The following is a 16693-nucleotide window of genomic DNA, read 5'->3' on the forward strand; positions in this document are numbered from 1 at the left end:
ATCTACTCCTCCGTGAGGACGCCGTCAGTGATACGCACCCGGCGCCCGGCCCGGTCGCTCACGTCGTTCTCGTGAGTGATGACCACGATGGTCATCCCCTGGGCGCGCAGTTCGTCGAACAGGTCGAGCACGGCGTCGGTGTTCTTGCTGTCGAGGTTGCCGGTGGGTTCGTCGCACAGCAGCAGCGACGGTTCGCCCATGAGGGCGCGGGCGATGGCGGCGCGCTGCCGCTCGCCGCCGGACAGCCTGCCGGGCAGGAAGTCCACCCGGTGCGACAGCCGTACCCGCTGCAGAGCGCGCATCGCGCGTTCCCGCCGCCCCCCGCGCCGTGCTGCGCCGTAGACCTCGGCGAGCATGACGTTCTCCAGCACGCTGCGGTGCGGCAACAGGTGGAAGGACTGGAAGACGAAGCCGATACGGCTGCCGCGGATGGTGGTCCGCACGCTGTCCTTCAGTGAGATGGTCTCGATGCCGTCGAGCCGGTAGCTGCCGCTGGTCGGCCGGTCGAGCAGGCCGAGTGTGTTGAGCAGGGTGGACTTCCCTGATCCGGAAGGGCCGACGATGGCCACGTAGTCCGATTTTTCAACTCTTAGGTTGACGGCGGAGAGCGCCCGGACGGGAGGATCGGTGGGGAACTCCTTGGTCAGGTCGTGGAGCAGGATGACCGGTTCAGGCACTGTTGATCACCACCATGTCGCCCGGCTTGAGGTCGCCGGCCACCTCCACGGCTCCGTCGGCGGACAGGCCGGTGCGTACCTCGACCTCCTTGGTCTGGTCGGGCGCGGTCTCCACCTGCACCCGGGCCTTGCCGTCCGCGGCGGTGACGACTGCCGCGGCGGGGACCACGAGCACCTCCTGGTCGGTGGCTCCGATGGTGACGCGAACCGTGACGGGCGCGCCGGCGAGCTTCTTGAGGCCCCTCATCGAGGCAGGAGTGATCATCACCGGCACGGCGCCCTTCGCGTCACGTCCGCCGAGGGAGGTCACCGTGCCGGGGACGGTCTTGCCGGCCTCGGTTTCGATGCTCGCGTTCAGACCTGTCTTCAGCCGCTCGGCCTCAGCCACGTCCACCGAGCCTGAGACCACGAAGGTGGAGCTGGTCACCGTGGCGATCGACTTGTCCACCGGCTCGCCCGCCTTGACGGTCGACTTGTGCAGGCGGGCGGGCAGCTTGGGCAGGAAGACGACCTCTCCCGGCGGGACGGTGGTGCCGTAGGTCCGGGAGAACTCGGCCAGCAGCGCTCGGGCCGCGGCCAGGTCACTCTGGGCGTTGGCCACCTTCAGCTTGGCGGGCGAGAGCTGCCTGGCCTGCCTGAGCGCCTGCTCGGCGGTGACGACGACCTCGCGCGCTACCCGGACGTTCTTCGTCAGCTCGGTCAGCCGTTTGGCCCGCGCGGTCCCGGCCTCCTCCAGTACGCGCTCCAGCGCCGACCTGGCGGCGGCCAGATCCGCTCTGGCGTTGGCGACCCGGAGTTCGAGCAGGCGGGTGTCGGCAGGCGGCCCGGCCGTGGCATCGGCAGTGGGGCCTGCGGTGGGGCCTGCGGTGGGGCTGGAGCTGAGGCTGGGCGCGGGGGTGGGCGTCACGGTGGCCTGGGCGAGCTCCTGCTGGGCCGCCAGCAGCTTCTCCCCGGCCGCCCGTACGGCGCTCTCGGCGGCCTCGACCTTGGCCTCGTCCTCGGTGGTGTGCTCCTGTGCCCGCGTGCTCTTCAGCGCCTGTTCGGCCTCCTTCAGATCCTGCCGGGCGTTGGCGAGCCTGACTTTCAGCGGGAGCACATCCTTGCCCTGGTCAAGGGCCTTACGCTCGGTCGCGAACACTTCCCGCGCGACCCGTACGGCCCGGCGCAGGTCGTCGCGCCTCTGCCGCAGTTCCAAGGTGGGTTGCTGCGCCTCATAGCCCCGCTTGGCGTAGAAGCGCGACACCGCGGTGATGGTCGCCTGGTCGAACACGCCGGTCGCGGGCGCGCGGTAGCCGAGCCTGCGCAGCGCCTTCTGCAACTGCTTGACATCGGCCCCCTTGGCGCCGGAGACGATGCTGCGGTGCATCGGCACCGTGCCGGAGAAGACGAACACCGGGCGCCCGTTCACCTCCATCAGCACCGCGCCCTCCGCGAGGGTGCCCCGCCGGGGAGCGCGGGTAGCGCGCTGAGCGGTTTCGCTGCCGCCCACCACTCCGGCCAGCGACACCGGATACGGCGAGCCGTACTCCAGCGCGCCGCTGACCACTACGGTGGCGACCAGCTTGCGCCGCTCGACCGCGACGGTGACCAGCGACGGTTTGGGCGGCTTGCGCGCCGCCGCCTCGTCGGCCGGGGAACGCAGCAGAGTGCCCACTCCCCAGCCGGTCCCCGCGACCACCAAGACCACGGCCAGCACGAGCAGCAGCTTGCCACGAGGGGTACGCATCACCGCTCTTGGAACCCGTACTTCGCCCTGGCCTCGTTGGTGAGCCGCTTTTGCAGGGGGACGAAGGCGGCGTAGAAGTCCTTGCCGCACTCCAGGTCGACCAGCGCCGACGTGATCTCCTTGGCGAGATACGGCCTGGCCGCCTCCGCCGTGACCTTGCCCGCCTTGCCGAGCTGGTCGGCCTGCTCGCTCCACACCTCCCAGCCGCGAACACTCAGCGCGAGCGGCTTCGCGGAGGTCACCCGCTCGCCTTTGGACTTCAGGCACTCGGCGAAGGGCGCGGCGAGCTCCAGGAGCTTGGGGTCGCCGTCGAGTTCCTTGTCGATGTTCTCGATCTCCGTGCTCATCTGGTCCTGATAGTCGGCGACCGAGGTGACTTTCAGGCCGTCCACCTGCTGGAGGGCGTTGACCCGGCACTCGTTCATGGTCTTGAGGTAGGCGTCCCGCTTGGCGCCGGAGAGGCCGTCGATCGTCGCCTTGTTGGGGTCCGGCGCCTGTGTTTCCGGCGGCTTCGGATAGACGACGGCGGAGAAGACGCCGAAGCCGTTCTTGCTGCGGTCCGCCTTCATCGCCGCGTAGTCAGCGGGGTTCGCATCGGACTGCTTGGGCCGGCTGACCGAGGGGGTGTAGGAGAAACCCTTCTGCTTCATGCAGGTGGCGATGACAGTCTCCCGCTCGCGGACCTTGTCCATCGTGGCACCGCCGCTGTCTGCCGCGGGGGTTGAGGCTCCCCCGCAGCCGGTCAACACCGTTAGACCGAGCAGACCGCACATCAACACACGCATCAAGGACTCCTTCTCGGTGGGATCACGCCGTCCTTCACGACGCCGTGGCCACTTTGGAGCCCTTTTCCGTCCGCTCTGTATCGACCGGGTATCCGCGGGTGCTCGGCCATGTATCCGCCGTGTATCAACGCCGCGGGCCGCCTCGCGGCCTGCATCCTTGAACGGCGACTCGGCACCGCCGCGCAGTGGTCCGCGGCGGAAGGCGACCATTACACGCTCATGACATTCCAGTCATGGCCCGCGGACATCGCGCTGCCGGCATCTGAGCCGTTCTTCATCGAACCGTCACCTAGGAGAATGTATGCGATTCGCTCGGAACGCCCTGGCCGCGGCGGGGCTCGCCGGCCTGGGCGCCGCCGCCGCGGTCAGCCTGCTGGCCCTCACCTGACCGCCCGACACCGCCTTCATCACATCGATCACTCAGAAGGAGTTCCCTCATGTTCATCCAGCCCTGGGACGCAATCCTGGACGAGGCCGAGTGGCAGACCTGGATCGCCGATGGCCACGACTTCGGCCAGCTCGCCGTCAACGGCCTGCCCGGCCGGCCACCCGTCGTCGTCCCCACCCATTTCGTCTGCGACGGCAGTGATCTGCTGGTCCATCTCGCCCGCCCGAATCCGGTCTGGAAGGCGATCGAGCACAACCAGGATGTGACCTTCACCGTCATCGGCGACTACGCCTTCGTTCCCGGCACCTGGCGCGCCGCCGCTGATATTCCGCCCCGGGACGGGGTCCCGACCAGCTATTACGCGGCCGTCCAGTTCACCTGCCGCGCGCACGTCATCGACGACCCCCAGGCCAAGGCCGACCTGCTGACCCGGCAGCTCGCCCACTTCCAGCCCAGCGGCGACCACGCCGAGGTCGCCGTGGACCGCCCGCCGTACGGGCGCATGCTGTCCGGCATCCGCGGGCTACGCCTGGAGGTCACCGCCGTCCAGGCCAAGTTCAAATACGACGACCACAAGAGCATCCAGCACCGCACCGCGGTCGCCGAACGCCTCACCGCCCGCGGCCAGGGCCTGGACCTGCCGACCGCCGCCCAGCAGCGACGCCGCCTGAACCGCATCGGCACCTGGACACCCTGACGAGGGCCGCCGGGTCACGTCCGAGGAACTGCGACGCCCGGATCGGGCCGAAGCTGCGGCGACCGGCCGGAGGGATCCGGCCTGCGGCCACCGCAGCCTGGGCGTCGTCGGCGCTCTCGACCATCGGCACGATCACTCCGTGCGCTCCCGCGTCCAGGACCTTGCCGATGAGGCCACGCTCATTTTGCGGCACCCGCACGATCGGAGCGATGTTCGTCCGCGCCGGCCATGATGCCGGCGAGTAATGTCTCGTATCCGAAGAGGCCGTGCTGGGCGTCCAGGACGACGAAGTCCCCACCCCTCCAAGGCGAGCGGCTCCGCCGCGTACGGCGATCCGGTGGTACACCAGCCGCCCCACCCCGTCTCACCGCTCGCCCAGCGGGAAAGCACCACATTCTGCATACGAATCTTCAAGGAAGTCCGTGACGGACGGATAGGGCACGCACAGTATCTTGGCGGCGTCACCCAGCTGGGCATCCGGTCAGCACGTATGTGACGCCGCCGCTCGACGAGCTGACCCGCTTCGGCCTCTGGCCTCGCGTTCCAGCCGAGTCGATCACCGTCGCCGTCACCGGCTCGGCGTGATGGAGGTACGACCCCTGTGGTCAGTTCACCGGCCGTAGGTTCACGATTCGCGTCGACCGATAGGCCTGGTAGCCCTCGATGCCGGTGGAGGTGCCCCAGCCGGAGTCCTTGTGCGGGTCACGCGGGCCGAGCTGGTTGGTGGCCCAGGCGTTGATCGTCACGCTGCCGGTGCGCATCCGAGCAGCGACGGCGCGGGCCCGGTCGGTATCGGCGGAGAACACGCTGCCGCCCAGCCCGAACACCGAGTCGTTGGCCAGCCGCAGCGCGTCGTCGTCACCGTCGTGTGGGATGAGCACCGCGACCGGGCCGAACAGCTCCTCCTGTGCCACCGCCATGTCGTTGGTGCCGCTGAACAGGGTGGGCTGCAGATAGAAGCCGTGTGACAGACCGGGTGGCCTGTCGCCGCCGTACTCCAGCGTCGCCCCCTCCGCCGCCGCGGCGCCAATGGCCGTGCGCACCCGTTCGTAGTGCGCCCGCGATGCCATCGGCCCCATGGTGGTGGCGTCGTCGAACGGATCGCCGACGACGAAGGTGTCGACCTTTTTCTGCAACGCCGCCACCGCGTCGCCGATCCGCTCGCGGGGCACGATGATGCGGCTGAGCGCGCTGCAGATCTGCCCGGAGTTGAAGTAGACGCTGTTCGCGGCGGCCGCCGCGACGAGGTCGAGGTCGGCGTCGTCGAGCACGACCGCGGCGGACTTGCCGCCCAGCTCCAGTACGTAGCGTTTGAGGTGGCGCCCGGCCAGCTCGGCGACCCGGCGTCCGATGCCGGTGCCACCCACGAACCCGATCTTGTCGACGGCGGGGTGCGTGACAAGGTGTTCGCTGACGGCGGCATCGGCGGGCACGATGTTGAACGCGCCCGCCGGCAGTCCGGCGGCGGTCAGGGCACGGGCCCAGACCAGCGACGAGAACGGGGTGTCCGGCGGTGGCTTCGCGATCACGGTGCAGCCTGCGAGCAGGGCCTGCGCCGCGTGCCGCATGGTGCCGGTGAAGGGCGAGTTCCAGGGCACGATCTCCAGCGCGACGCCGATCGGGTCGTACTGCACCTCGTAGTCCCAGCCGCGTGACGCGGGCACGACGTCCGAGGTCTCCAACGCCATGGCGCCCATGGCGCGGATGACCTTCAGCGAGCCGTGCACGCTGGCGCGGGTCACGCGCAGCGGTGCCCCGATCTCGAACGCGCACAGCCGCGCGATCTCCTCGACCGACTCCTCGACGTGGCTCAGCGCCCGGTCCAGCACTTCGACCCGCTCGACGAGTGGCAGCCCCGACCAGACCCCGCTGTCGAAGGTCTCGCGCGCAGCCGCGGCGGCGCGATCGGCGTCGGTGACCGACGGGCGCCGCACTGTCGCGTAGGTCTGCTCGGTCGACGGCGCGACGAGGTCGACGACCTGGTCGCCGGTGGGCTCGACGATCTCGCCGCCGATGGCGATGCCCTCGGCGGTAGGGTTAAAAGTCGGCATGGGAACTCCTCAGGAAGCGGTTGACTCGATCCACTGCCGGTAGTCGGCGAACGCCGCAGGCAGTGGATAACGCGGGGTGAACCCGAGCACCGTGCGGGTACGGTGCGGGCTCATCGGCACGGTGTCGGGCATGCCGGTGGCGCGCACGGTCACCGCGGCGTCAGGCACGGCGGAACGCAGCGCCGCCGCGAGGTCGTCGCCGCTGTCGGCCACCCCGATGCCGACGTTGAAGACCCGGTCGGGGAATCCCGAGAGATCGGCCCAGCAGGCATGGTGCGCCGAGCCCGCGGCGTCCTTGCAGTAGATCCACTCCCGGCGTGACGGCTCCACCTCGACGGGCTTCCCGGCGAGCGCGTCGCGCAGATAGCCCTCCATCTCCACGGTGGCCATCCCGCCCCCACCCCGGCGCAACGGCCCGAACACGCGGGCGAACCGGACGGCGATCACCTCCATGCCGTACGACTTCGCGTACACCATGCCCAGGTCCTCGGCCGCCTTCTTCGACATCGCGTAGATCGACGACGGCCGCGGGTAGGCGTCCTCGGCGTCGGCCTGTCCGTTGTCCTTCCCGCCCATCACGCTGTACGCGGCGCTGGAGCTGCACAGCACCACGCGCTCCACGTCGTGCCGCCGTGCGGCCTCGAGCACGTGCGCGGTGCCGAGCACGTTGACCTGCACGTTGCCGATCGGGTTCGCCAGCGCGCCCGCGGTGAGGCCCGGGAACGCCGCGGTGTGCACGATCCGGCGGACCTCGTTGTCCTTCACCGCCTTCTCGACGGAGGCCAGGTCGAGCAGGTCGCCCTGGACGATGACGGCGGCGTCGATGTCGATGTGGTCGGCCAGTGACGCGCGGTCGGGGTTGAGGTCGAACACGACCGGAGTGTGCCCGGACTCCTGCATCAGCCGCGCCACCTGGGCTCCGACGAGCCCGCCGCCGGTCACGAGGACGTTCATCGGCACACCACCTCGTCGCCCTCGATGGTGTAGCTGGTGGAGATGCCCTCGCTCTGCGTGACCTCGGTCAGGTAGTCGAGCACCTGGGTGAAGCCGGGGTCGTCGGGCTTTTGCACGACGGGCTGGGCCCGCTTGTTGATGACCACCGGCCGGAACGACACCCGCCCGACGCGCTTGTCGACGATCTCGACCTGCCCGATCAGCGATAGCACCTGGTCCGGCGAGACGGAGTAGGGGTGGTACCACTCGTCGTACTCGGTCGGTTCGTGTATCTCCTGGTGGCTGGCGATGAGCTCGTCGAACTCCTTGTTGCGGGCCCTGGCCTCCTCGATCAGCTTGCTGGGCAGGTCGAAGCAGAAGTTGCCGAGGCTGTGGAAGATCGGCTTGCCGTTGTAGAACTCGATCGCCTTGATGACGTGCGGACCGTGCCCGATGATCACGTCGGCGCCCGCGTCGATGGCGGCGCGCGCGACCGCGTGCTCGTAGTCGGGCAGCACCCCCTTCACGAGGTGGACGCCCCAGTGGAACGAGACGGCCAGCACGTCGCACTGCTCCTTGGCGGCCCGGATGTCGGCGACCATCGCCGCCAGGTCCTCGGCGACCGGGAACGTGAGGATCTTCGGCTTCGTACCGGGCTGATAGTCGACCTGCTGGTAGTGGGTGTGCGCCCGCATCGGGACGGCCCCCGGCCGCTGCGGCCCGGCCTCGTAGTTCGGTCGCAGCAGCGAGCAGTAGCCGAGGAACCCGACGCGGGTGTCGCCGCGGTCGACGAACGCGGGTTTGCGCGCCTCGGCGATGTTCGCGCCCGCGCCGATCACCGCGAATCCGTTGTCGCGCAGCGCCGCGATCGTCTCCATCAGGATGTCGGGGCCCAGGTCGCCGCTGTGGTTGCTCGCGCAGGAGATCACGTCGTAGTTGCCGAGCTTGAGCCCGGCGACGTTCTCCGGCCGGGTCACCTCGGTCCAGCCGACCGCCGGGATGATGTCCTCCGACGTCGTGTAGAGCCGCTCGTTCTGCGCGAACACGATGTCGAGCTCCTGCAGGTAGCTCCCGACGAACGCGTAACCCGACTCGGGCTCGCGATGAAATGCGGTGACGTCGCCGACCACGCCCAACGTAAGCTTTTCAGACATGTTTTCTTCCTTGAGAATCGTGGTCAGGAGACGCCGAGCGCCGTCCGCGCCACTCCGATCATCGAGTAGTAGCCCACGAGCATCGCCAGCTTCACGACGTGCTCGCGGGAGAGCCATGTCTCCAGTGCGGCCCTCGCCTTCGTGGTGCCGTCGCCACTCACCGCGGCCTCGACGAACGCGGCGAGCTGGGCGTCGCGTTCGGCCAGCCCGGTGAGGTCACCGGTGCGGAGTGCGGCGATCTCGGCGTCGGTCAGGCCCGCGGTCTTCGCCGGATCGACGTGCTCACGCCAGCAGTAGTCGTTGCCGGAAACGGCGGCGTGACGCAGGATCACCAGCTCGGTCTCACGGGCGTCGAGAGCGATCGTCGTCTGCCGCAGCGCCCGCTGGGCCTGCGCGACGGCGGGCGCGCCGAGCAGCGCCTGGTGCAGGGCCGTGGCGTTGTGCGCAGCGCGTTCGCCCGCCCCGCTCAGCACCGACCGCACCCACACCCCGTGCGCCCCGATATCCTCGGGCACGTTCGACTCGCTGCGGTCGCCCACCTCGGTGAAGTGCTCCAGCACGTCCTCGGGCGTGAACCCGTCGGTCGCGACGAACCCGCGGGTTACCCCGACGAACACCTCGCCGACGCGGCCGGCGCCGACGTTGAAGATCCGCCCGGTGACCGGGCAGCGCTCGTGCATCATGAACAACGCGCCCGCCGCGACCAGCTCGGGCCGCGAGTTCGCCTTCGAGAAGGCGATCGCGGCGTCGGGCAGCGGGGCACCTGGCCGCGTGTTGACGATGCCCTTGTTGAGCCCGACGAGCCGGGTGTAAGCCGACGGCGACACCGCGTTGACCACGATGTTCGCCGGGCGCCCGCGCACCGCGAGCGCCTTCGTCAGGCCCAGCACGGCCGCCTTCGCCGTCGCGTAGGCCTGCTTCGGGTTCGGTCCGGGTCCGGTGCCGTCGCCGTAGAGCCCCGCCGACGACGTGGTGAGCACGATACGCCCGTATCCGCGCTCGACCATTCCCGCCCACACCTCGTCGGCCAGCAGCCATGCGGCACGCACGTGCACGTCGAAGACCGGGTCGAACTCACCGATGTTGAAGCCGGCGTTGTGCACGACCACGTCGACCTTGCCGAAGGCGGCGACGGCGGCGGCCACGAGGGACCGCACGCCGTCGGCGTTCGACACGTCGCTGGTGTCGGCGATCGCCGACCCGCCCGCCGCGATGATCTCCGCAACCACGTCGGCGGCGGGCCCCGCGTCGTGTCCGGTGCCGTCCACCGCCGCGCCGAGATCGTTCACCACGACCGCGGCGCCCCGCTGCGCGAGCAGCAGCGCATAGGCCCGGCCGATGCCACGCCCCGCACCGGTGACGATCGCGACGCGGCCGTCGAACCGCAGTTCCTCACTCATCGCACGCCCTGCGCTGATGATTCGCTCGCTGACGCTCACTCATCGGGCGACGAACTCCGGGTAGGCGGGCTCGAAGTTGTGCAGGCGGATCGCATTGCCCGCCAACACCTTCCACTTGTCCTCGTCGCTGAGTCCTGCCACCTGCTCCAGCGCGCGCGGCAACGAGTTCGGCCACGTCGAGTCGGTGTGCGGGTAGTCCATCTCGATCATGACGTTGTCGACAGCACCGAGTTCCTTGACCGCTTTCATGCCGACGAAGTCCTCGAAGAAGCAGGCGAAGATCTGCTCCTTGAACACCTGCGTCGGGGACCGATCGTCCAGGTACAGCAGCTCGTCGCGTTCGACGAGGCCGCCATCGCCACGCTGATGGTCGGCCATGGTGCCCTGGCGGTGGTACTTCTTGTTCCAGTGGCCCTGGACCTTGAGCACGTACTCGGCCCGCTCCAGCGTCGGTGCGATCCACCCGATCTGCGACTCTGACATGCAGACCTTCAGCCCGGGGAACCGGCCGAGGATGCCGCTGAAGATCCAGTCGAGGGTCGTGGAGATCGGCAGGATGAAGCTGTTGGACGCCAACGAGACCAGATAGGGCGCGTCCTCCGACGTCTTCGTCATATTCGACGACGACCCGTAGTGCATCAGTAGCGGCAAGCCGGTCTCCTGCAGCACCGCCCACAGCGGGTCCCAATGCCCGTCGGAGGAGTGGATGGACTTCATCCGCTCACCCTTGTAGCTCAGCTTCGCCGGGTTCTCGGAGAAGATCACCCCACGTGATCCGCGGGCCGCACAACGCTCGACCTCTCGGACCGACGCCTCGACGTCCCAGAACGGGATAAGCGTGGCCGGGATGAACCGGCCCGGATTCGCCGCGCACCACTCGTCGAACAGCCAGTCGTTCCACGCCTTGATGCACAACTCGCCGAGCACCGAGTCGTCGGCCTCCATGAACGTCTGGCCCGCGAACCGAGGGAAACTCGGAAAGTTGATCGACGCGACGACCCCGGCCTGATCCATGTCCTTCAGCCGCTCCACCGGGTCATAACAACCGGGGCGCATGTCGGCGTAGCGCAGCGCGTGCGGCGTGATGTCCTCGTACTTCTTGCCCGCCACCGCCGAGAGCCCCGACGTCGGGAACAGCTTGCCTTCGTACTGCCAGAACTCGTCGCCGTCCTTGACCACGACCTTGGGCGCGGCATCCTTGTACTTGCTGGGTACCCGGTCCTGCCAGATGCCCGGCGGTTCCAGAATGTGGTCGTCGACGGAGATCATCCAGTCGAGGCGGTACGTCCCGTCTCCTGTGGTCATTGCCGATCCCTTCTCTTGATTGCCGATTTGGTCAGTGGGTGAGCGACTTAGCCGCCTCGTCCATCAGCGCCTGGTCGCTGAGCTCTTCGATCGAGAGGTTCGTCGGGTATTTCAGGACTCCGCGGCTGCGGAAGAAATCCTGCAGGGCGTTGAGCGACTTGGCGTTGAGCGGCAGGTTCTTGTGGTAGGCGGGCGACGGACTCTTCCTGACCGTCTCGATCGGGATCTGGGTCGCGTCGGAGATGATCTTGCTGATCTCCGGGTCCTGCAGGTAGTCACCCTTGAGGTCGTCGACCGCACGGTAGAGCGCGCGCAGGAACCGCACACCCGCGTCCCGATTGTCGATGGTCAGGCTCGGGCCGATCGAGAACGCGTTCGCGCTGTTCGAGTACGCCTCACTCATACCGTCGAGCGCAACGATGTCGCCCTTCTCCAACAGCGACACGAGCAGCGGGTAATAGCTGATGGTGGCCGCCACCGAGTCGTTGAGCAGCGCGGCCACGCCGTCGGAGGGCCCGAGCTTCAGCACCTCGACGTCGTTGAGGGAGAGCCCGGCCTGCCGCAGCAGAAGGTCGACCATCCAGCCGGTCGACGAGTCCGGCCCGGACGGTATGGAGATCTTCTTGCCGCGCAGGTCGGCGACCGTCTTGATCGGCCCGTCCTTGCGCACAAGCAGCTCGATGTTGGGGCGCTTGTCCTCGGCGATCTGCCCGATCTCGCCGGCCAAGGTCACGTCGAGCCCGTTTGCCACGCCGTTGAAGTAGCTCGCCGCGAGACTGCCGAAATACGCGTCGAGCTGCTTGGTCGCCACGAGCGTCTGGGCGTCGGTCGACATGCCCTCGACGATCTCGACCGTGATCCCCTCGTCGGCGAAATACCCCTTCGCCATCGCGACGTACAGGTTCCCGCTCGAAATAGTGGGCTGCGAGCCGACCTTCAACGTGATGGGCGCGCCTTTCTCGGCGGACTCCGGCGCCGACGAACACGCGGTGGTCACCACCAACAATGTTCCGGCGAATAGCGCCAGAAGCACTCGAACATGCCTCATTGCAGTAACCAACTTTCTGGAGGGTTCGCGACACCGTGGCGACATCCTCGGTGCGCGCTACTGGGAAACGAGGAATCAGTCGTCGTCCATGCGGATCCAGACTGCTTTCGTGCCTCGATACTCGTCGAGGACGTGACCCGAGAGTTCCTTACCGAATCCGCTCATCTTCGAACCCCCGAACGGCATGGAGGGGTCGGTGGCCCCGTAGGTGCTAACCCACACAACTCCTGCTTGTAAAGCGGAGATCACACGGTGGGCCCGCCCGATGTCCGGGCGACTTCCCGTTCAGCTCAAGGTGGACACGCTTCATGTTGACCGCCGACGCCCGGATGATCTCCTGGCCGGTGGCGGTCGACCCGGTGAAGCCGATCTTGTCGACGTCCGGGTGCGTGGCCGGCGCCGCGCCTGCGGTCTCCCCGTAGCCGGTGACGATGTTGACCACGCCTGGCGGCAGGTCCAGCTCCCGAAGGAGCTCGCCGAGGCGCAGCGGCGCCAGTGACGCCTCCTCGGCGGGCGCGATCTTCCACACCGATGCCGCGAGCGGCGAGTTCCACGGGATGATCGAGGCGATCGTCGCGCCAGTGGAGGGGTTCACCGTGTCGAAGGTCTTCTCCACGAGCGCCGGAACCCATTCGCCGTCGATGAGCAGGCGTTTGGGGGTGGCGTCGAGGATCGCGACGTCTGACTGCGTAATCACGATGTATCCGCCTCACGGGAAGGGGAATGCCGAGGTGAGACCCGGATTACAGGCGAGATTATCCGCGGCGGTGCGCCCAGTCAACGGTTATGTTGAACTTTGGCGATAAGCCGCTGCGAGCACTGACGCGGCAGCGGCCAGCAGGCACAGCGCCGCCAGCACCCAGAAGGCCACCCGATAGCCGTGCGTGAGCGCGTCGAGGCGCGCGCCCGGCAACGACGAGAACGTACCCGCGTACGCGGCGCGCTGCTCCGGTTCGGTCAGCAGGCTTGTCGCGAGCGCGGGTCCCAGCGCGGCGCCGATCATGAAACCGCTCTGCTGCAAGGTCGCACGCAGCCCGTTCACGACGCCGCGCCGCGTCGTCGCCACGCCCCCGACGATCGTGCTGGTGTTGGGCGCCATGAACAGGCCCGTGCCCACCCCGACGACCACGAGGCAGGCGCCCAACGCCGTACCGTCGACCCCCGGCTCGACGATCAGCGCCAACGCCACGAGCCCGGCCACCAGCAGCATCAGCCCGCCCGTCGCGAGCATCCCTGCTTCCCAGCGCCGCGCCAGCGAACCCACCAGCACCGACGCCGTGGCGAGCCCGATCGCCGCCGGCATGACGTGCAGGCCCGCCTCGAACGGCGACATGCCGACCGCGGCCTGCAGGTACAGCCCGACGAGCAGGACCACCGCGTAGCGGCCCACCGACGAGAGGAAGTTGGCTGCGAGCGCCATCGCGCGCGGCCGGTCGCCGAACAGGCCCAGATCCAGCAGCGGATGCCGCCGACGCCGCTCCACCAGCACGAACAGCCCGGCGAAGACGACGAACCCCGCCGCCCCCGCCACGACCGGCGGGCTCCCCCAGCCCCGGCTGCCGCCCTCCGAGAGCGCGACCGCCAGCCCGACCAGCGCCAGCGCGGAGAGCAGCGCACCGGGCACGTCGAACGGCTCCCGCGCGCCCGAGCGTGGCACCCGGCGCAGTACCAGGGCCGCGCTGACCAGGCCGATGATGCCGATCGGGACGTTGAACCAGAACGCCGACCGCCAACCGAAGGCCTCTACCAGCGCACCCCCGGTCACCGGACCCAGCAGCTGAGCCGTCGACACCACGGAGACGTTCACCCCGACCGCGGTAGCGAGCTTCCCGACCGGGAACACGTCGGCGAGCAACGCCGTCACGTTCGTGACCAGCGCCGCACCGCCCACGGCCTGCACCCCGCGCAACGCCGCCAGCCATTCAGGATCGGGCGCGAAGCCGCACGCCAACCCCGCGACGGTGAACAGGGCAAGCCCGCACAGGTACACCAGCCGCCGCCCAAGGATGTCGGCGACCCGGCCGAAAACCAGGATCAACGAGGTGTTGACGAGCAGGTAGGACAGCAGGATCCAGTTCGCCTGCGCCGGGCTCGCGTCGAAGTGCCGCGCGATCGCGGGCAGGGCGACGTCCATCGTGGACGTGTTCAGGGCGGCCAGCATCACCCCGATAGAGGTGATGCTCAGCACCCGCCACGGGTACGCGGCGTCGGCGTCACCTGATCGCACGAACTAGCGCTCGTACGTGCCGACGAGTCGGGCCTGCACCAAAACGTGCGGGTCGATCGCGGCGAGCACCTGGGCCCTCGTCAGTCCTGGCTTCAGGCCCAGGACCGTGTCCAACGCGAACAGGTGGAAGTAGTAGCGGTGCTGCCCATGCCCGGGCGGGGGGCTGGCCGGGCACCACCCGTTCTTGCCGAGACCGTTGACGCCCTGCACGCCCGTTTCCGGGTCGCCCCCCTTGGGCAGCTCCTTCACGTCGGCGGGGATGTCGTAGACCGCCCAGTGGTCGAACCCGTCGATGAGCGGGGCGTCGGGGTCCGTCGCGACCAGCGCGAACGAGCGCGTCTCCGCAGGGGCGTCCGACCAGCTCAGCGGCGGCGAGACCCCCTCGCCGTTCGCCGTCGCGTAGTCCGGGAGTCTGCCGTCGGCCTCGAAATCCGGGCTGGTCAGGCGCAGCGCACCGATATTGATCTTCATCTTTCACGCTCCTGTGTTGATCCAGATCGACTTCACGTTCAGGTATTCGTGGAGGATCTCACCGGAAAGTTCGTTGCCCCAGCCGCTGGTCTTCGCACCACCGAAGGGCACGGCGGGGTCGACCGCGCCGTAGCCGTTGACCCACACCATCCCCGTCTGCAGCGCCTGCGCGACCGTGTGTGCGCGGGCCAGGTCGCGCGTCCACAGCCCGCCCGCCAGCCCGTAGGAAGTGTTGTTGGCCCGCTGGACCACCTCGTCGACGTCGTCGAACGGCAGCACCGACGCGACCGGCCCGAAGATCTCCTCGCGCACAACCCGCATGTCGTCGCGGACGTCGGCGAGCACCGTCGGCGCGACGAAGTAACCATCGGCGAGTGCGCCGTCGGTCAGCCGCGCGCCACCTGCGACAGTGGCGGCGCCCTCGGCGCGACCGAGCTCCAGATATCCCGACACCCTGTCCAGTTGGGCCTGGGAGACCAGTGGACCGATCTCGGTCGTCGGGTCGAGGCTGTCGCCGACGGCCAGCGCGTCGGCATAGCGGGCGACGCCCGCCAGAACCTCGTCGTACACGGGGCGCTCGACGAAGATCCGCGTACCCGCGACGCAGATCTGCCCGGAGTTGCCGAACACGGCCTCGGCCGCGGCCGGGATCGCGGCACCCAGGTCGGCGTCGGCGAAGATGATGTCGGGCGACTTGCCGCCCAGCTCGAGCGAGATGCGCTTCAGGTTGCTGTCGGCCGACGATCGAAGGATCGCGCGCCCGGTCTCGGATGAGCCGGTGAACCCGATCTTGTCAACGTCGGGGTGCGCCGCCAACGCGGCGCCGGCCGTCTCGCCGTATCCGGTCACGATGTTGACCACCCCTGGCGGGAGGTCGAGCTCGGCGATCAGCTCGCCGATCCGCAGTGGCGTCAGTGACGCCTCCTCGGCGGGCTTGAGCACAATCGTGCAGCCGGTCGCGAGGGCGGGTGCGATCTTCCAGATCGTCGCGGGAAGCGGACTGTTCCAGGGGGTGATCGCGCCCGCGACACCGATAGGCTCGCGCACCGTGTAGCTGAAGTACCGGCCGGGGAACGAGTTCGGAATCGTCTCGCCGTGCAGCTTGGTGGCCCAGCCCGCGAAGTAGCGCAGCGTCTCGACGGCGGCGCCGCCCCGCTGCTTCGAAACCGGCACACCCATGTCAACGACGTTGATCAGCCCGATCTCGTGCTGGTGGCGCTCCAGCAGGTCGGCCAGCTTGAGCAGCACGTTCTGCCGTTGCACTGGCGTGAAGCGGCTCCAGGGGCCGGTGAACGCGCGTCGTGCGGCCGCGACGGCGGCGTCGATGTCGGCCGCGTCGCCCGCCGCCACCTCGACGATCGGCCGCCCGGTCGAGGGGTTGATCGACGTGAATGTGGCGCCTGAGGCCGCAGGGCGCCACGCACCGTCGATGAACAGTTGTTTGGCGGGCCCAGAAAGGAAGGCCGGTAGCGGCGTAGCGGCTACGGCGGACATGTCTCACTCTCCTGTCAGGATTTTTAACGCTGTCGTAGGACCCTGCCCGTGTGCTGCTCCCGTGATGAAGACGACTCGACCATCCAGTTGCCCACCGCGTCTTCCTCTCCCGGGCGCATCCGGACAGCCCGGCCCGGCCTTCGCCGCGACGAATCCGGCACCGGCCGGCGCGAGCACGGCCATGCCCACCGCGATCCGCAGCCCTGTGGAGATATCTGCGGTGCCGCCGACGGCAGCACGATGTGGCGGACAATCGCGGCCCTGCCGAGCCCGGAACTGTGCCCGGCCCCGACTGGTCGTGTTCCGCACCGTCTTTCATGGAAGACGGTGCGGAACA

16 protein-coding genes are annotated in these 16693 nt (G+C 68.8%); 1 reads left to right on the top strand and 15 read right to left on the bottom strand.

Going from position 1 to position 16693, the window contains the following annotated elements:
• Nucleotides 1-2 precede the first annotated feature (2 nt).
• Genes ABT061_RS46255 through ABT061_RS46265 form a run of 3 tightly spaced genes read right to left on the bottom strand, consistent with a single transcriptional unit; the run spans nucleotide 3 to nucleotide 3188 of the window.
• Complete coding sequence (locus ABT061_RS46255) at nucleotides 3-677, bottom strand: ABC transporter ATP-binding protein (RefSeq protein ID WP_350930075.1); 675 nt, start codon at nucleotides 675-677, stop codon at nucleotides 3-5.
• Nucleotides 670-2403, bottom strand: a complete 1734-nt coding sequence (locus ABT061_RS46260; protein ID WP_350930076.1) for a peptidoglycan-binding protein — start codon at nucleotides 2401-2403, stop codon at nucleotides 670-672. Before ABT061_RS46260 ends, ABT061_RS46255 begins: the two co-directional genes overlap by 8 nt.
• Entirely contained in the window at nucleotides 2403-3188 is a 786-nt protein-coding gene (locus tag ABT061_RS46265; RefSeq protein ID WP_350930077.1) for a hypothetical protein, read from the bottom strand. The genes ABT061_RS46260 and ABT061_RS46265 overlap by 1 nt, the downstream gene beginning before the upstream one ends.
• A 437-nt stretch (nucleotides 3189-3625) precedes the next feature.
• Here ABT061_RS46265 and ABT061_RS46270 point away from each other — a divergent pair, with 437 nt between their 5' ends.
• A complete protein-coding gene (locus ABT061_RS46270) occupies nucleotides 3626-4273 on the top strand; it encodes an FMN-binding negative transcriptional regulator (RefSeq protein ID WP_350930078.1) in 648 nt (215 codons plus the stop codon).
• Here the strand turns inward: ABT061_RS46270 and ABT061_RS46275 are convergent.
• From ABT061_RS46275 to ABT061_RS46330, 12 genes are all read right to left on the bottom strand, one after another.
• Nucleotides 4188-4631 (bottom strand): aldolase/citrate lyase family protein, encoded by a 444-nt coding sequence (locus tag ABT061_RS46275; protein ID WP_350930079.1) that lies wholly within the window; start codon nucleotides 4629-4631, stop codon nucleotides 4188-4190. The genes ABT061_RS46270 and ABT061_RS46275 overlap by 86 nt on opposite strands.
• 247 nt (nucleotides 4632-4878) lie before the next feature.
• Nucleotides 4879-6324 (bottom strand): aldehyde dehydrogenase family protein, encoded by a 1446-nt coding sequence (locus tag ABT061_RS46280; protein WP_350930080.1) that lies wholly within the window; start codon nucleotides 6322-6324, stop codon nucleotides 4879-4881.
• A gap of 9 nt (nucleotides 6325-6333) precedes the next feature.
• The gene (locus tag ABT061_RS46285; protein WP_350930081.1) at nucleotides 6334-7278 is read right to left on the bottom strand and encodes an NAD-dependent epimerase/dehydratase family protein; all 945 of its coding nucleotides are present in this window, start codon (nucleotides 7276-7278) and stop codon (nucleotides 6334-6336) included.
• A complete protein-coding gene (locus ABT061_RS46290) occupies nucleotides 7275-8411 on the bottom strand; it encodes a CapA family protein (protein WP_350930082.1) in 1137 nt (378 codons plus the stop codon). The genes ABT061_RS46285 and ABT061_RS46290 overlap by 4 nt, the downstream gene beginning before the upstream one ends.
• Before the next feature lie 23 nt (nucleotides 8412-8434).
• Nucleotides 8435-9811 carry an SDR family NAD(P)-dependent oxidoreductase gene (locus ABT061_RS46295; protein ID WP_350930083.1) on the bottom strand — a complete coding sequence of 459 codons (1377 nt, stop codon included), beginning with the start codon at nucleotides 9809-9811 and terminating at the stop codon, nucleotides 8435-8437.
• Between the two features lie 39 nt (nucleotides 9812-9850).
• Nucleotides 9851-11116 (bottom strand): amidohydrolase family protein, encoded by a 1266-nt coding sequence (locus tag ABT061_RS46300; RefSeq protein WP_350930084.1) that lies wholly within the window; start codon nucleotides 11114-11116, stop codon nucleotides 9851-9853.
• A gap of 31 nt (nucleotides 11117-11147) precedes the next feature.
• Complete coding sequence (locus tag ABT061_RS46305; protein ID WP_350930085.1) at nucleotides 11148-12149, bottom strand: ABC transporter substrate-binding protein; 1002 nt, start codon at nucleotides 12147-12149, stop codon at nucleotides 11148-11150.
• A gap of 90 nt (nucleotides 12150-12239) precedes the next feature.
• Nucleotides 12240-12413 carry an aldehyde dehydrogenase family protein gene (locus ABT061_RS46310; RefSeq protein WP_350930086.1) on the bottom strand — a complete coding sequence of 58 codons (174 nt, stop codon included), beginning with the start codon at nucleotides 12411-12413 and terminating at the stop codon, nucleotides 12240-12242.
• Entirely contained in the window at nucleotides 12376-12861 is a 486-nt protein-coding gene (locus ABT061_RS46315) for an aldehyde dehydrogenase family protein (protein WP_350930087.1), read from the bottom strand. Before ABT061_RS46315 ends, ABT061_RS46310 begins: the two co-directional genes overlap by 38 nt.
• 87 nt (nucleotides 12862-12948) lie before the next feature.
• Nucleotides 12949-14391, bottom strand: coding sequence for a DHA2 family efflux MFS transporter permease subunit (locus ABT061_RS46320; protein ID WP_350930088.1), 1443 nt, complete (start codon nucleotides 14389-14391; stop codon nucleotides 12949-12951).
• Between the two features lie 3 nt (nucleotides 14392-14394).
• Nucleotides 14395-14862, bottom strand: a complete 468-nt coding sequence (locus ABT061_RS46325; protein WP_350930089.1) for a YbhB/YbcL family Raf kinase inhibitor-like protein — start codon at nucleotides 14860-14862, stop codon at nucleotides 14395-14397.
• 3 nt (nucleotides 14863-14865) lie between these two features.
• Nucleotides 14866-16356, bottom strand: coding sequence for an aldehyde dehydrogenase family protein (locus ABT061_RS46330; RefSeq protein WP_350930090.1), 1491 nt, complete (start codon nucleotides 16354-16356; stop codon nucleotides 14866-14868).
• Between the last annotated feature and the right edge of the window lie 337 nt (nucleotides 16357-16693).

This window comes from Streptosporangium sp. NPDC002544 (assembly GCF_040295965.1).
Lineage (GTDB): Bacteria > Actinomycetota > Actinomycetes > Streptosporangiales > Streptosporangiaceae > Streptosporangium.

Bases quoted from the DNA above. Each gene is read 5' to 3' on its own strand.
- ABT061_RS46260 (WP_350930076.1), bottom strand. From the start codon at position 2,403: ATGCGTACCCCTCGTGGCAAGCTGCTGCTCGTGCTGGCCGTGGTCTTG.
- ABT061_RS46265 (WP_350930077.1), bottom strand. From the start codon at position 3,188: ATGCGTGTGTTGATGTGCGGTCTGCTCGGTCTAACGGTGTTGACCGGC.
- ABT061_RS46270 (WP_350930078.1), top strand. From the start codon at position 3,626: ATGTTCATCCAGCCCTGGGACGCAATCCTGGACGAGGCCGAGTGGCAG.
- ABT061_RS46280 (WP_350930080.1), bottom strand. From the start codon at position 6,324: ATGCCGACTTTTAACCCTACCGCCGAGGGCATCGCCATCGGCGGCGAG.
- ABT061_RS46285 (WP_350930081.1), bottom strand. From the start codon at position 7,278: ATGAACGTCCTCGTGACCGGCGGCGGGCTCGTCGGAGCCCAGGTGGCG.
- ABT061_RS46290 (WP_350930082.1), bottom strand. From the start codon at position 8,411: ATGTCTGAAAAGCTTACGTTGGGCGTGGTCGGCGACGTCACCGCATTT.
- ABT061_RS46295 (WP_350930083.1), bottom strand. From the start codon at position 9,811: ATGAGTGAGGAACTGCGGTTCGACGGCCGCGTCGCGATCGTCACCGGT.
- ABT061_RS46300 (WP_350930084.1), bottom strand. From the start codon at position 11,116: ATGACCACAGGAGACGGGACGTACCGCCTCGACTGGATGATCTCCGTC.
- ABT061_RS46325 (WP_350930089.1), bottom strand. From the start codon at position 14,862: ATGAAGATCAATATCGGTGCGCTGCGCCTGACCAGCCCGGATTTCGAG.
- ABT061_RS46330 (WP_350930090.1), bottom strand. From the start codon at position 16,356: ATGTCCGCCGTAGCCGCTACGCCGCTACCGGCCTTCCTTTCTGGGCCC.